This is a genomic window from Kingella sp. SNUBH-2017 (genome assembly GCF_028680565.1).
GTDB classification, from domain to species: domain Bacteria; phylum Pseudomonadota; class Gammaproteobacteria; order Burkholderiales; family Neisseriaceae; genus Kingella_D; species Kingella_D pumchi.
The window spans coordinates 63,650-77,923 of sequence record NZ_JAPHVK010000005.1; the positions used below are offsets into that span (position 1 = coordinate 63,650).

A 14,274-nucleotide genomic window follows, 5' to 3' on the forward strand; every position below is an offset into this window, starting at 1 on the left:
AAAATGTCTAAAAACACACACAAACCCGCCCACGACCACGACACCATCCGCATTCGCGGCGCGCGCACGCATAATTTGAAAAACGTCGATTTGGACATTCCACGCCACAAGCTGGTGGTGGTAACGGGTTTGTCGGGCAGCGGCAAGTCGTCGCTGGCGTTTGACACGCTGTATGCCGAAGGGCAGCGGCGTTATGTCGAAAGCCTGTCCGCCTATGCACGGCAGTTTTTGCAGATGATGGACAAACCCGATGTCGATTTGATCGAAGGCCTGTCGCCCGCGATTTCCATCGAGCAGAAATCCACCAGCCACAATCCGCGCTCCACGGTCGGCACGGTTACGGAAATTCATGATTATCTGCGGCTTCTATACGCCCGCGTCGGCACGCCGTATTGCCCCGAGCACGATTTGCCCTTGTCCAGCCAAACCGTGTCGCAGATGGTTGATGCCGTATTGAAGCTGCCGGAAGACACGCGCGTGATGATTCTGGCGCCGGCGGTGCGCGAGCGTAAGGGCGAGTTTGTCGATTTCTTTGCCGACTTGCAGGCGCAGGGTTTTGCGCGGGTGCGCGTGGACGGCGAAGTCTATCAACTTGACGAAGTGCCGAAGCTGGAAAAAAACATCAAACACAATATCGACGTGGTCATTGACCGCGTGAAAGTGAAGGCGGACATCAAGCAACGGCTGGCGGAAAGTTTTGAAACCGCCCTGCGCCACGGCAACGAGCGCGCGCTGGCGATGGAAATGGACAGCGGCGAAGAACATTGGTTTTCCGCGCGTTTCGCCTGCCCCGTCTGTTCGTACAGCCTGCCCGAATTGGAGCCGCGCCTCTTTTCGTTCAACAACCCGATGGGTTCCTGCCCGACTTGCGACGGCTTGGGCAACACCAATTTCTTCGATCCCGAAAAAGTGGTCGCCCATCCCGAATTGTCGTTGGCAACGGGCGCGATTGACGGCTGGGACAAGCGCAACCAGTTCTATTTCCAAATGATTCAGTCGCTGGCGCGGCATTATGGTTTCGATGTGCAGGCTGCTTGGGAAACGCTACCTGAAAAAGTCAAAAAAGTCGTGCTGCACGGCTCAGGCAAAGAAGTCATTGATTTCACTTACCTGTCCGAACGCGGCACCACCTTTAACCGCAGCCACGCCTTCGAAGGCATCATCCCCAATCTCGAACGCCGCTACCGCGAAACCGACAGCGAAACCGTGCGCGAAAAACTGCGCGAATACCAAAACCACCGCGCCTGCCCAAGCTGCGGCGGCGCACGTTTGCGCAAAGAAGCGCGCTACGTTTACGTCAGCGGTGAACCCTTGCACGAAGTTTCCGCCTGGCCGCTGACCAAAACCCACCAATTCTTTGAAACGCTGGATTTAGACGGTAACAAAAAACAAATCGCCGAAAAAATCCTCAAAGAAATCACCGAGCGGCTCGGTTTCCTGATTAACGTCGGGCTGGATTACCTGAATCTCTCCCGCTCCGCCGAAACCCTTTCCGGCGGCGAAGCCCAACGCATCCGCCTCGCCAGCCAAATCGGCAGCGGCCTGACCGGCGTGATGTATGTGTTGGACGAACCCTCCATCGGCCTGCACCAGCGCGACAACGACCGCCTGCTCGCCACCCTCAAACGCCTGCGCGATTTGGGCAACAGCGTGATTGTGGTCGAACACGACGAAGACGCCATCCGCGAAGCCGATTTCGTCATCGATATGGGCCCCGGCGCAGGCGAACACGGCGGCAACGTATTGATTGCCGACACTCCCGAAAACGTCGCTAAATGCGTAAATTCCGTTACCGGACAATACCTCAGCGGTAAAAAATCCATTGCCGTGCCGTCTGAACGCACGCCCGTCAATCCCGATCGAATGCTCGTCCTCAAAGGCGCGCGCGGCAACAACCTCAAAAACGTAACCCTCGAACTGCCGCTCGGTTTGATTACCTGCATCACCGGCGTATCCGGCAGCGGCAAATCCACCCTGATTAACGACACCCTCGCCAAAATCACCGCCCGCGAACTCAACCGCGCCCAAGAAGAACCCGCCCCATACGACGATATCCGCGGCCTCGAACACCTCGACAAAGTCATCAATGTCGACCAATCCCCCATCGGCCGCACCCCGCGCTCCAACCCCGCCACCTACACCGGCCTGTTCACCCCCATCCGCGAACTCTTCGCCGGCGTACCCCTCTCGCGCGAACGCGGCTACAACGTCGGCAGATTCTCCTTCAACGTCAAAGGCGGCCGCTGCGAAGCCTGCCAAGGCGATGGCGTGATTAAAGTCGAAATGCACTTTTTGCCCGACGTTTACGTCCCCTGCGAAGTCTGCCACGGCAAACGCTACAACCGCGAAACGCTCGAAATCCAATACAAAGGCAAAAACATCAGCCAAGTCCTCGACATGACCGTCGAAGAAGCCCGCGAATTTTTCGACGCCGTTCCCACCGTATCGCGCAAACTGCAAACCCTGATGGACGTAGGCCTAGGCTACATCCGCCTCGGCCAATCCGCCACCACCCTCTCCGGCGGCGAAGCCCAGCGCGTCAAACTCGCCTTGGAACTCTCCAAACGCGACACCGGCAGAACGCTCTACATCCTCGACGAACCCACCACCGGCCTGCACTTCGCCGATATTGCACTACTGCTGGAAGTCATAGGTCGTCTGAAAGGCAAAGGCAACTCGATAGTGATTATCGAGCATAATCTGGACGTGATTAAAACGGCGGATTGGATTGTGGATTTAGGGCCCGAGGGGGGCGATGGGGGTGGTACAATTATTGCGGAAGGAACGCCGGAGGATGTGGCAAAGATGGGAACCAGTTATACTGGGAAATATTTAAGATGCATCATATTAACTAACTAATTAATTAAAGGAATTATTTATGAAGGCTTTTTTATCTCATAGTAGCAAACAAAAAGATTATGTTGAGCAAGTGGCGAGTATTTTAGGTAAAGATAAGGTCAACTATGATAGCTGGAGCTTTGATGCGGGAGGTAAGACATTAGATGAAATATATACAGGAATCGAAAATAGTGGAGTATTTGTTTTTTTTATATCTACCGACTCCTTAAGTAGTGAGTGGGTAAAAAAAGAATTAATAGAAGCAGAAAATTTTATTAAAAGCAATAGTTATAAAAAATTTATTCCAATTTTAATCGATTCTTCTATTACTCATAAATCGCCATTAATACCTGAATGGATGAAATCTTATAATATAAAATTAATTAATAAACCACAGAAAGCTGCAAAATTCATAAAAGAAAAAATTTTATCTGCTATAGCTGATAAACTACCTATAAATAATGAAGAAAAACAATTATTTATAGGAAGAAATGAAGAAAAAGCTTTTTTTGAAAAAGAGTTATACCCTGCGGATGGAGAAAGACCCTTTTCCTTGTTAGTTAGTGGACTTCCCAATATCGGTAAGAAAAAATTCATTAAAAAAGTTTTAACTGATGCACATATCATAGAGAAATATTATTATCCTATACAAATTTCTCTTGACAGAAGAAAGTCTATTGAAGACTTTATTCTTCAATTATTTGACCAATACTCTTCTGAGAAAGATGTTTCCTATGTAGAAAATCTTTTATCCAAAACGATTAATGAGAAAATAGAAATTTGCTATAATCTAATTTTAGAGTTGTTTAATAATGATGAAATTATTATGATAATAGATGATCATTGTATTTTTTCAAAAAGAGGAGAGTGTGCCGAGTGGTTTATTGAATTAATGAGAAAATTAAAATTAAGCTTACAAACTACTGATATTAAAATTTGTGTTGCAACTAAAACAAGAATAAGAAATACATGGAAAGATTTTGGAGATTGTTTAATTAATATTACACTTCCTGAATTTGCGCCACATGAAAGAAAACTATATCTTGAAAGATTGATAAAAATACATGGTATCGAATTAAGCGAAAGTGATGCAAAAGATCTACTTAAGATCTGTACTGGCATCCCAAAACAAATTAGGATTATTGTAAAACTTCTTGAAATAGGTGTTAATATTTCTGAAATTATAAAGAATGCGGTAGACTTTAATAATGATTATCTAAAAAAATTATTGGAGGAATATGAGCATAAAAATGATAAATTAGCACTTCAGTTATTAAAATTTTTATCGATGGGAGAAATATTTAGCAAAACCCTTATTTATTCTGTTTTTAAAAAAGAATATTCTGATATTGAGAAATTGCTCATATCTTTTGAGAATGAATTACTAATAGAACCCATTGTCAAAGGAGAGGAGTATATCAAGCTAACTGATTCCACAAGAGATTATATAGAAAGATTAAATTTCGAATTAAATCAAGAATATAAAGCTATTATTAGAAAACAGGCAGAAAAATATTTTCAGAATTTAAGTATAGATAGATCATCTGAAGTATTTTACTCAAGACAATCTCTAAAAATGGATATGGAAATTCCTTTAAGGTATGCAATTCCATCTCTATATTTAAACGCAATGCGTGATCTATATAATTATGATAAAAAATATTCTTTTGTTGTGAAATTAGCTGAAAAAATTTTATCGTATGAAAATAATCTAGACAAGAAAATTATAGATGAAGTTTTATATTGGTATTGTCTATCTTTAGCTCGTTTAAGAAACTCTAGTCTATTACGTGTAGTTCAAAAAATAAATGGAGTTGAGCATAATTTCATACTAGGATTTTACTATAGATTGACTAACCGTTCTGATAAGGCCATTGAAAATTTATTGTTAACCTTAGAAAATGATCCCAACCACTTTAGAGCTAAACGAGAATTGGTTCAAGTTTATATAAACACAGAACAATATGATAAGGCTTATGGTCTTGCAAAATCAAATTACGAATCGGATCCATCTAATCCCTATTACATTCAAAGTTATTTTAAATGTATTATCCGTGATGATAAATTATTAGATTCAGATAAGGAGAATATATTATATACTCTTTTGGATGCTCTAAAAAGTAGTCAACATGAAAAAGCTAAAGAAATGTTTGGTACTTCAAAAGCACAATTTATAGCCTATGTACAAAAAGATTATTCTAAAGCTCTTTTAGAAATAAATGACTGCATAAATGCTTTCCCTGATGCTATATATCCTTATCTTGTTGAATTGGAGATTATTAAAAATAATGTCAAAATAGATTACAATAACCTAAATTCTTCTATTTTAAGAATAGAACAAAAGTTTGACAGAGGTAGTGATATATTTAATAAGTTAATTTTTGTTTTTTGTAAAATTATGGTTTTAAAATCTTATGAATTAAATGATGCATCAGCTCAGACTTACTTTTTAAAAGTTAAAGGAACCTTTCCAGAAAAAGTTATTTCAGATATCGAAAATTATCTCAAAAAATGTGAATAAACTGGCAAGCTTAGGTTTGATCTAGCCCCAACAAAACTTTTAATTCCATCCGTTTTGTTGGGTTTACAACCCAACCTACAACCCTTTCAGACGACCTCCAACGCCGTCTGAAACCATCCCCGTAGCAAGCCGTAGCCTGCATATCCAACCGAGCGCGTGCGTGGCTGCGTCACACACCCTGCCGATGAATCACTCAGAACTTAAAAACCAACGTGTAAGGTGTGTGCGGTACGCACGCACGCGGTTGCTTGATTGACGGTTTGCCGTTTCAACATTTCAGACGGCCTCCAATGTCGTCTGAAAACATCAGCTCCAACAAAGTTAAAACCTTAAACAACAAACCATTCCTTCTCCAACACCCAAACCACAAACAAAAATCCTATGGCGCGTTATCGCAGAAACTTCATTGCCGGCGGCACATTCTTTTTCACCGTCAAACTCGCCGATCCAAAATCGCGCCTGCTTGTCGAACATATCGGCTTCGCGTGCAGCTTATGTGGATGTGCAAAAACAATATCCCTTTGAAACCGTCGCCGTATGCGTACTGCCAAACCACATTCATGCCATTTGGACGCTGCCACCCGACGATGCGGATTATTCCCTGCGCTGGCGGCTGATTAAAACCAAATTCTCCGCCCATTTCCCTCGTGCCGAAAACCTGTCTGCCAGCAAACAGCAAGCGTAGGTTGGGTTTAGACCCAACAAAACCGTAAAATTCACCTGTTTTGTTGGGTTTACAACCCAACCTACAACCACCCAAAAGCAGCCTGAAACCCCATTTTCAGGCTGCCTTTCCATCCACCACAAGCAAAGGACACCACATGCCCGCCATTCTCACCGACTCCGCCCAGCTCGCCGCCGCCCATAGCCGTTTCGTCCAAGTCCTGCAAACCGTTCTAACGCAAACCATCCCCTGCACCGTCTCCGGCGTTGGCGGCGGATTGGACACCGAAGCCGCCTACTCGCCCGAGCTGGATTTGTGGTACGCCCGCGCGCAGCAGGATAAAAAATGCTGGAACGGCTTCGGCTTAGGCGCACCCGTTGCCGGCAAAAAAGTCTCGCTCGCCGCCGAAATCAACTTTCCGTCCGACGGCATCAACCGCGCCTTATCGGGCGCATTCGCCGCAGCTGAAAACGGTGATATTCTCGTTCTGCACCGCGGCAAAATCCGCGGCGGCAAGGCATTGTTTTTCAAATACTACACCGGCAAAACTATCACCGCCGACGACGGCGGCAAACCCGACACCTTCGCCCTAATCGGCAGCCTGAACAATGCCGACTTCCCCGCCAAACTCGCCGCCTTCGTGCGCCAAATCCTAGACATCAAAGCCGCCGCCAAACGCGATGCGGCGTAATTGTTTTTCAGGCTGCCCGCCCGCTGTCCAAGCAGCCTGAAAAGCCAATCAACAGGCAGCCTGAAAACGGTATTTCTCCCTTTCCAGGCTGCTTTGCTTTTATCGGTGTAGGGTGCGCATCGCGCATCGAAGCGGTGGCCGGTGCGGTAAATGGTGCACGGTGTGCACCCTACGCGCGGAAACAAAGTCCCGTTTCAGGCTGCCTTGTCCGAGAAAAGCAGCCTGAAAAAACGCGCCGCCGGATGGATTTCCGGTGGCGCGTTTTGGGGCTTAGACCGGCTGGCTGCCGTATTCGGGGCGGCGCAGGGTTTCGCGCAGGGCGGTGTCGAGTTCGGCGAGCAGGGCATCGGCGGCGGCGGGGGTGTCGCCGCGCACGTCGAAGTAGAACTTGACTTTGGGTTCGGTGCCGGAGGGGCGGACAATCAGGCGGCTGCCGTCGGCGAGGGTGTATTGCAGGATGTCGGCAGCGGGGCTTTCGGCTTGGTAGTCGCGGCATGCTTGGACGGCGCGGCCGGCCAGCTCGCGCAGCGGGTTTTGGCGCAGGGTGGCGACCAGGGCGCCGGCGGCGGCAGGCGAGGCGGTGCGCAGCGAGAGCTGGGCGCTGGCGTAGATGCCGAACTCGGCTTCAAATTCGGCGATATGGTCGGCAAGGGTTTTGCCTTGTTTTTTCAGGCTGCATGCCAGCGCAACAAAGGCGGCGGCGGCGGAAATGCCGTCTTTGTCGCGCACTTTTTCGGGGTCGGTGAGATAGCCGAGCGCTTCTTCGTAGCCGTAGATCAGATCGGGGATTTGGGCGATGTATTTGAAGCCGGTGAGGGTTTGTTTGCTGGCCAGGCCGTAGCGGCGGGCGATTTCGGCCAGTGCAGGCGAGGATACCAGCGAGCAGGCGAGGGTGCCGCGGCGGCCGGCGGCTTGGGCGCGGCGGGCGGCATCCCAGCCCAGCAGGCTGCCGATGGTGTTGCCGTGGAGGATTTTCCAGCCGCCGCTGCCGTCGGGAATGGCGGCGGCCAGCCGGTCGGCGTCGGGGTCGTTGGCGATAATCAGCTCGGCGCCGACGGCGTTTGCCAGCGCCTGCGCCAGATCGAGGGCGCCGGCTTCTTCGGGATTGGGAAAGGATACGGTGGGGAAACGGCCATCGGGCTCGTTTTGCTCGGCCACGGCTTGCGGCAGCGGCAGCGAGGCAGCCTGAAAGGTTTTGAACAGCACTTCGCTGCCGACGCCGTGCAGGGCGGTGTAAACGTAGTTCAGCGGCACTTGGGCGGCATCGATGCGCTCGGCGGTGGTGCGGATATAGCTGTCGATGCAGCTTTCGTCGAGAGTTTGGTAGTCCTGGCTGCGCGGCAGCTTGCGGATGTCGCCGGCGGCGGCCTGGTCGATATGGCGGGCGATGTCGGCATCGGCGGGCGGCACAATTTGGCCGCCGCCGTTGGCCTTGCCCAGATAGACTTTGTAGCCGTTGTCCTGCGGCGGGTTGTGGCTGGCGGTAACCATCACGCCGGCGTCGGCGTCAAACAGGCGCAGGGCGTAGGCGAGCACGGGGGTAGGCAGCGGACGAGGCAGCAGCAGGGTGCGGATGCCGGCGCCGGCCATGATTTCGGCGCTGTCGCGGGCGAAGCGTTCGGAGTTTTTGCGCGCGTCAAAGCCGATAACGATGCTGGGACGCTCGGGATTGGCGGCTTTGATATAGGCGGCCAGACCGGCTGCGCTTTGCGCCACCAACACGCGGTTCATGCCCGAGGGGCCGGCCTGCAGCGGGCCGCGCAAACCGGCGGTGCCGAAGGTGAGACGGCCGGCGAAGCGGCTGCCGATTTCCTGCCGCGCGGCATCGTCGCCGCTGCGGGCGGCAGCGAGTAGGGCGGAGAGTTCGGCACGGGTTTCGGGGTCGGGGTCTTGTGCCAGCCAGTTTTCGGCGGCGGCGTAGTCGTGCTGCATGGCTTTGCTCCTTTGCTTGGTTGGTCGGGTGTGGGTTTCAGGCTGCTTTTTATCGGATGGTTTCAGGCAGCCTGAAAGTGTTTGGGGTGGGTGTTTGGTGCGCGGTGCGCACCCTACGGGGTGGGGTTTCGGGCTGCTTTGTTGTTGTCGGGTTTCAGGCAGCCTGAAAGGGTTGGGCGGGTGTTTTGGTGCGCGGTGCGCACCCTGCGGGGTGGGTTGCAGGCTGCTTTTGTTTTCAGGCAGCCTGAAAGAGTTTGGTGCGGGTGTTTTGGTGCGCGGGGCGCACCCTACGGGGTGGGGTTTTCAGGCTGCTTTTGTTTTTCAGGCTGCTTTGTGCTGCAGGTAGCGTTCGAGCGGTTTGGGCAGGCCGTAGTCGGGCAGTTGGGCGGGGCTTACCCATTGGTAGGGGGCGGCGGGGGTTTCAGGCTGCCTGATGCGGGCGGATAGGGGGATGATTTCCAGCAGGCGGTGGGTCAGGCGGTGGGTTAGGGGGCTCTCTTCGTGCAGGGCGGCGGCGGGGCAGCCGCATTGTTCGGCAAAGGCGTGGGCGGCAGCCAGGCTATCAAAGCTGGGCAGGCAGTAGAGTCCTGCCCAGATGCCTTTGGGCGGGCGTTTTGCCAGCAGCAGGCTGCCGTCGGCGCGGCGCAGGTCGAGCCAGTACAGGGTTTGCTGTTTGACGGCGGCGGCGCTTTTTTTGCGCGGCAGCTCGGCGGTGCGGCCGTCGCGGCGGGCGGCGCAGATGTCGTGCATCGGGCAGGCGGCGCAGTCGGGTTTGCTGCGGCGGCAAACGGTGGCGCCCAAGTCCATCAGCCCCTGGGTGTAGGCGGCCATATCGGCGGCGGCTGGCGGCAGCAGTTGTTCGGCGTGCCGCCACAGCTGGCGCTCGAAGGTTTTGTCGGCAGGGTCGCCGTCGAGGGCGAGCAGGCGGCACAGCACGCGTTTGACGTTGCCGTCGAGTATGGTTTCGCGGCGGCCGAAGGCGAAGGCGGCAATGGCGGCGGCGGTGCTGCGGCCGACGCCGGCGAGTTTTTCCAATTCGCTGCGTTCGGCGGGGAAACGGCCGCCAAAGTCGCGGCTGACCTGCGCCGCGGCTTTGTGCAGGTTGCGGGCGCGGCTGTAGTAACCCAGTCCGGCCCACAGCCGCAGCACTTCGTCTTCGGGCGCGGCGGCCAGGCTGGCGACATCGGGAAAGGCGCTGCGAAAACGCGGGTAGTAGTCGAGCACGGTGGCGACCTGGGTTTGCTGCAGCATGATTTCCGACAGCCACACGCCGTAGGCGTCGGCGCCCTGCCAGGGCAGGCCGTGGCGGCCGTGGCGGCGCTGCCAGCGGATCAGGCGCGGGGCGAACTCGCGGCGGACGGTGTCGGCATCGGCTGCGGCAAGGCAGCCTGAAACGGCATTCATGCTTTCAGGCTGCGTTGGCGGCGGGTTTCGGCAAGCACCATGCCGGTGCTGACGGAAACGTTCATGCTCTCGACGCTGCCGTACATCGGAATCGACACCAGCGCATCGCAATGCTCGCGGGTGAGACGGCGCATGCCTTCGCCTTCGTTGCCCATCACCCACGCCACGCTCTCGGGCACCGGATAATGAAAGAGGTCGGCTTCGCCGCCCATATCGGTGCCGACGATCCAGATACCGTATTCTTTGAGTTCGCGCAGGGTGCGGGCGAGGTTGGTTACGGTGATGTAGGGCAGGCTTTCGGCGGCGCCGCAGGCAACTTTGCTCACGGTGGCGTTCAGGCCGGCGCTGCGGTCTTTGGGCGCGATAACGGCGTGCACGCCCATCGCGTCGGCGGTACGCAGGCAGGCGCCGAGATTGTGTGGGTCGGTAATGCCGTCGAGCACCAGTAAAAACGGCGGCTCTTTCAGGTTTTCCAGCACGTCTTCGAGATGGACGTGGTTTTTGGAAGCGTCGATAAAGCCGGCCACGCCCTGATGGCGGGCGTTTTTGCAGATGGCGGCCAGGCGCTCGGCATCGGCAAAATGCACGCGCACATTGCATTTGGCCGCCTGCTCCAGCACTTCGCGGGTGCGGGCATCGCTTTTGCCTTCCTGCACATAAAGTTCGAGCAGGCTTTTGGGGTTTTGCCACAGGCGGGCATTAACGGCGTGAAAGCCGTAGATCAGTCGTTTGTTGCTCATGGTAGGCAGCCTGAAAGTTATTGATAGCGAGTCAAAATGAAAAAGATACAAGGCAGCAAGCCGCAGACAGTACACCCGGTACGGCAAGGCGCAGCAGAGCCGTAGGTTTTTTATTTGGGCTCGCTAGCAGCGCTGTCGATAATGCCGCCGCCCAAGCACACGTCGCCATCGTACAGCACGGCGGACTGGCCGGGGGTTACCGCCCATTGCGGCGTATCAAACACCAATTCGGCGCGGTTGTTGTCGAGATAGCGCAATTCGCAGGGAGCATCGGCCATGCGGTAGCGGGTTTTGCAGGTGTAGCGGCCGGGCGGCGGCGCGGCGCCTTCGCGATCGCCGGCTTGCGCGGGCAGCGTCCAGCTTAGCTGGCTCATGGTCAGGCTGCCTGAAAACAGCAGCGGGTGGTCGTGTCCCTGCACCACGATCAGTTTGTTGGCGGCCAAGTCTTTGCCGGCAACAAACCACGGCTCGCCGGCGCCGCCGATACCCAGCCCTTTGCGCTGGCCGAGCGTGTAGAACATCAGGCCGATGTGGCGGCCGACCACTTTGCCTTCAGGCGTAACCATTTCGCCTTCGGCGGTGGGCAGGTATTTTTGCAGAAACTCGCGAAACGGGCGCTCGCCGATAAAGCAGATGCCGGTGCTGTCTTTTTTGGCGGCGGTGGGCAGATTGGCTTCGGCGGCGATGCGGCGCACTTCGGGCTTTTTCAGGCTGCCTAGGGGAAACAGCGCGCGCTCGAGCTGGTAGGGCTGCAGGCGGTAGAGAAAATAGCTTTGGTCTTTGTTTTCGTCGAGGCCTTTGAGCAGGTAGTGGCGGCCGTCGGCACGCACTTCTTTGCGCGCGTAGTGGCCGGTGGCCAGGGCTTGGGCGCCGTGTTCGAGGGCGTAGTCGAGAAAGGATTTGAACTTGATTTCGGCGTTGCACAGCACATCGGGATTGGGCGTGCGGCCGGCCTGGTATTCCTGCAGAAAGTAGGCGAAGACTTTGTCTTTGTATTGGCCGGCGAAATTGACGATGTCGATGTCGATACCGACGATATCGGCCACGGCGATGGCATCGAAGGAATCTTGCTTGATGCTGCAGTATTCGTCGTTGTCGTCGTCTTCCCAGTTTTGCATAAAAACGCCGCGCACATGGTGCCCCTGCTGTTTCAAGAGCTGCGCGGTAACGGAAGAATCAACGCCGCCGGAAAGGCCGACGATGATGTTTTGCGGGGTGGAACTCATGGTGTGTCCGGTGAAAATCAGGCGGCGGATTTTACCCGATTTCGGCTGTTTTTTGGCTTTCAGGCTGCCTTTAAAGGCAGCCTGAAAAGGTGCGGGCAAGGTATTTTCGCTTTGCGCTTACTGCGGATAGCGGCAGCCGATAAATTCTTTGCCGGCAATTTTTTTGCCCGCTGCGTCGCTGACCGGCCAGAAGCCGTAATAGCGGCTGACGGTGATGTCTTGGTAGGGCGTCTCGCTGTTGCCCGACAAATCGGGTTCGCTGGCGGCGATGTCGCGGCCGAGCGGTATGCTTGCGTGTGTCTTTTGGCCGGCAATGCTGCGGGCGAATGCTTCGTCGGCCTGTTTGAGCCGTTGTGCCAGCGCCGGATAGCGGGCGATATCGACGGCCGCCAAAACGCCTTTGCCGCTAACGGTAAATTCGCGGATTTGCAGCACATCGCCGCCGGTGGGCTCGACAAGGCTGACCGGCTGGTCAAGGGTGTAACGCGCAAGTCTGCCGCCATAAGTGCCGGCGCGGCGCACAATGCCCGAATGCTGCCCTTCTGCAGGCAAATCCATGCGCCAAAGCTGCGCCTGAAGCGAAGTGTAGCGGCATTGCAGCACGGCTTTGATTTCGTCGGCGCTAATGCCTGTGTCGCCGGCGGCGGTATGTGCGGCCAGCAGCGCAACGACTAGGATGCTTAGACGGTATTTCATGTAAAAAACCTTGCGGGTTGGAAGACGGAAAAGGCAGCCTGAAAAGCGCTTGGCTGTTTTCAGGCTGCTTGAAAGCACGGTTTTACGCTTCGGCCACCGATTCGCGCTCGAAGGTTTTTTCGCAGTAGTGGCATTTGAGACGGATGTCGCTGCCGCGGGTGGCGATGTAGAAGCGGCTTTTTACCGGCTCGCCGTGGCTGGCGCAGTTGTGGTTGGGGCAGCGGAATACTTCGCTGATGGCCTCGGGCAGGGTCAGGCGCATTTTTTCCACCACTTCAAATCCCCTGATGCGGTTGACCACCGCCTGCGGCGCAAACAGCGCCAGCCGGTTGGCGTCTTCTTCTTTGAAGTGCACTTCCTTGATTTTAATGATGTCTTTGCTGCCCTGCGTTTTGCTCGGCAGGTTGAAGCCCACCGTTACCGCGTTGCCGTAGTGCAGGAGTTTGAACTGGCGCAGGATGGTCAGGCCGAGGCCTGCGGGGATGTGGTCGATTACGGTGCCGTTTTCAATGGCTTCTACGCTGAGTCGGGTGTTTTTCACGGGTGTCTCCTAAACGGTTTCGTTTAAAACCAGCGACAAAATCGCCATCCGCGCATACAGGCCGTTGCCCGCCTGCTGGAAATAGTAGGCATAGGGCGTGGCATCAACGTCGGGGTGGATTTCATCGACGCGCGGCAGCGGGTGCAGCACGCGCAGATTGTCGCGCACGCCGGAGAGCAGCGCGGCATTGAGGTTGAACTTGCCCTGGATGCGCGAAAATTCTTCGGCATCGAAACGCTCGCGCTGCACGCGGGTCATATACAGGATGTCCGCCCATTGCGCCGCGCTTTGCAGGTCGGTAAACACCTGCCAGCGGCAGCCGGCGTCGTCCAGCTCTTCGGTGATGTAGTCGGGCATGGCCAGCGTCGGCGGCGAGACGAAGGCAAATTCGCAGCCCCACAGTTTGAGCGCCTGTGCCAGCGAATGCACGGTGCGGCCGTATTTCAAGTCGCCGCACATGGCGATTTTCAGGCCGTTCAGGCGGCCTTGGGTTTCGTAGATGCTGACCAGATCGAGCAGGGTTTGGCTGGGGTGCTGGTTGGTGCCGTCGCCGGCGTTGATTACCGGCACCGCGGAAAATTCCGCCGCCAGCCGCGCCGCGCCGTCTTTGGGGTGGCGCTGGATGATGGCGTCGGCGTAGCCGGAGATGATGCGGGCGGTGTCGGCCAGGGTTTCGCCTTTTTTGGCGCTGGTGTTGGCGCCGTCGGAAAAACCGATCACCGTGCCGCCCAGCCGCTGCACGGCGGTTTCAAACGACAGGCGGGTGCGGGTGGAGGGCTCGAAAAAGCAGGAGGCAATCAGTTTGCCGGCCAGCAGGTCGCGGCGCGGTTCGGCTTTGAGTTTCAGCGCGGTATCCAGCAGCAGCTGCAGGCCTTCTTTGCCGCAGTCGGGCACGGAAATCAGGTGCTGCCGGTAAAACGGGTTGTTCATGGCGTTTCCTTTCTGGCGGGCAAAACAAAACCCGTCTGGCGGCAACGGGTCGGGAAAACAAAACATCCGCCGCGCTGCGGGCTGGCGGTGG

At 54.5% G+C, this 14,274-nt stretch carries 11 protein-coding genes; 4 read left to right on the forward strand and 7 right to left on the reverse strand.

All coding sequences use genetic code 11. From position 1 onward, the window contains the following. The first annotated feature begins 3 nt into the window (after positions 1-3). From uvrA to OP500_RS05495, 4 genes are all read left to right on the forward strand, one after another. The gene (gene uvrA, locus OP500_RS05480) at positions 4-2,859 is read left to right on the forward strand and encodes an excinuclease ABC subunit UvrA (protein ID WP_274070413.1); all 2,856 of its coding nucleotides are present in this window, start codon (positions 4-6) and stop codon (positions 2,857-2,859) included. A gap of 19 nt (positions 2,860-2,878) precedes the next feature. After that, a complete protein-coding gene (locus OP500_RS05485) occupies positions 2,879-5,359 on the forward strand; it encodes a toll/interleukin-1 receptor domain-containing protein (protein WP_274070414.1) in 2,481 nt (826 codons plus the stop codon). 502 nt (positions 5,360-5,861) lie between these two features. Then, positions 5,862-6,044: a hypothetical protein gene (locus OP500_RS05490; RefSeq protein ID WP_274070415.1), complete on the forward strand. Its 183-nt coding sequence runs from the start codon at positions 5,862-5,864 to the stop codon at positions 6,042-6,044. Between the two features lie 136 nt (positions 6,045-6,180). Further along, positions 6,181-6,714: a restriction endonuclease gene (locus OP500_RS05495; RefSeq protein ID WP_274070416.1), complete on the forward strand. Its 534-nt coding sequence runs from the start codon at positions 6,181-6,183 to the stop codon at positions 6,712-6,714. Between the two features lie 270 nt (positions 6,715-6,984). On the opposite strand, the gene OP500_RS05500 is transcribed toward OP500_RS05495, so the two are convergent. From OP500_RS05500 to pyrB, 7 genes are all read right to left on the reverse strand, one after another. Beyond that, the gene (locus OP500_RS05500; protein ID WP_274070417.1) at positions 6,985-8,646 is read right to left on the reverse strand and encodes a phospho-sugar mutase; all 1,662 of its coding nucleotides are present in this window, start codon (positions 8,644-8,646) and stop codon (positions 6,985-6,987) included. A 321-nt stretch (positions 8,647-8,967) separates the two neighbouring features. After that, positions 8,968-10,050, reverse strand: coding sequence for an A/G-specific adenine glycosylase (mutY, locus tag OP500_RS05505; RefSeq protein WP_274070418.1), 1,083 nt, complete (start codon positions 10,048-10,050; stop codon positions 8,968-8,970). Further along, the gene (gene rlmB / locus OP500_RS05510) at positions 10,047-10,790 is read right to left on the reverse strand and encodes a 23S rRNA (guanosine(2251)-2'-O)-methyltransferase RlmB (protein WP_274070419.1); all 744 of its coding nucleotides are present in this window, start codon (positions 10,788-10,790) and stop codon (positions 10,047-10,049) included. The genes mutY and rlmB overlap by 4 nt, the downstream gene beginning before the upstream one ends. 110 nt (positions 10,791-10,900) lie before the next feature. After that, positions 10,901-12,016 carry a tRNA 2-thiouridine(34) synthase MnmA gene (gene mnmA / locus OP500_RS05515; protein WP_274070474.1) on the reverse strand — a complete coding sequence of 372 codons (1,116 nt, stop codon included), beginning with the start codon at positions 12,014-12,016 and terminating at the stop codon, positions 10,901-10,903. Positions 12,017-12,133: 117 nt separating this feature from the next. After that, on the reverse strand, positions 12,134-12,712 hold the full coding sequence (locus OP500_RS05520) for a hypothetical protein (RefSeq protein ID WP_238746527.1): 579 nt from the start codon (positions 12,710-12,712) through the stop codon (positions 12,134-12,136). A gap of 82 nt (positions 12,713-12,794) precedes the next feature. After that, the gene (gene pyrI, locus OP500_RS05525; protein WP_238746528.1) at positions 12,795-13,253 is read right to left on the reverse strand and encodes an aspartate carbamoyltransferase regulatory subunit; all 459 of its coding nucleotides are present in this window, start codon (positions 13,251-13,253) and stop codon (positions 12,795-12,797) included. Positions 13,254-13,262: 9 nt separating this feature from the next. After that, positions 13,263-14,183, reverse strand: coding sequence for an aspartate carbamoyltransferase (gene pyrB / locus OP500_RS05530; protein WP_238746529.1), 921 nt, complete (start codon positions 14,181-14,183; stop codon positions 13,263-13,265). Positions 14,184-14,274: the final 91 nt, after the last annotated feature.

Coding starts and splice junctions, on each gene's coding strand:
- uvrA (WP_274070413.1), top strand. CDS start 4: ATGTCTAAAAACACACACAAACCCGCCCACGACCACGACACCATCCGC.
- OP500_RS05485 (WP_274070414.1), top strand. CDS start 2,879: ATGAAGGCTTTTTTATCTCATAGTAGCAAACAAAAAGATTATGTTGAG.
- OP500_RS05495 (WP_274070416.1), top strand. CDS start 6,181: ATGCCCGCCATTCTCACCGACTCCGCCCAGCTCGCCGCCGCCCATAGC.
- OP500_RS05500 (WP_274070417.1), bottom strand. CDS start 8,646: ATGCAGCACGACTACGCCGCCGCCGAAAACTGGCTGGCACAAGACCCC.
- mutY (WP_274070418.1), bottom strand. CDS start 10,050: ATGAATGCCGTTTCAGGCTGCCTTGCCGCAGCCGATGCCGACACCGTC.
- rlmB (WP_274070419.1), bottom strand. CDS start 10,790: ATGAGCAACAAACGACTGATCTACGGCTTTCACGCCGTTAATGCCCGC.
- mnmA (WP_274070474.1), bottom strand. CDS start 12,016: ATGAGTTCCACCCCGCAAAACATCATCGTCGGCCTTTCCGGCGGCGTT.
- OP500_RS05520 (WP_238746527.1), bottom strand. CDS start 12,712: ATGAAATACCGTCTAAGCATCCTAGTCGTTGCGCTGCTGGCCGCACAT.
- pyrB (WP_238746529.1), bottom strand. CDS start 14,183: ATGAACAACCCGTTTTACCGGCAGCACCTGATTTCCGTGCCCGACTGC.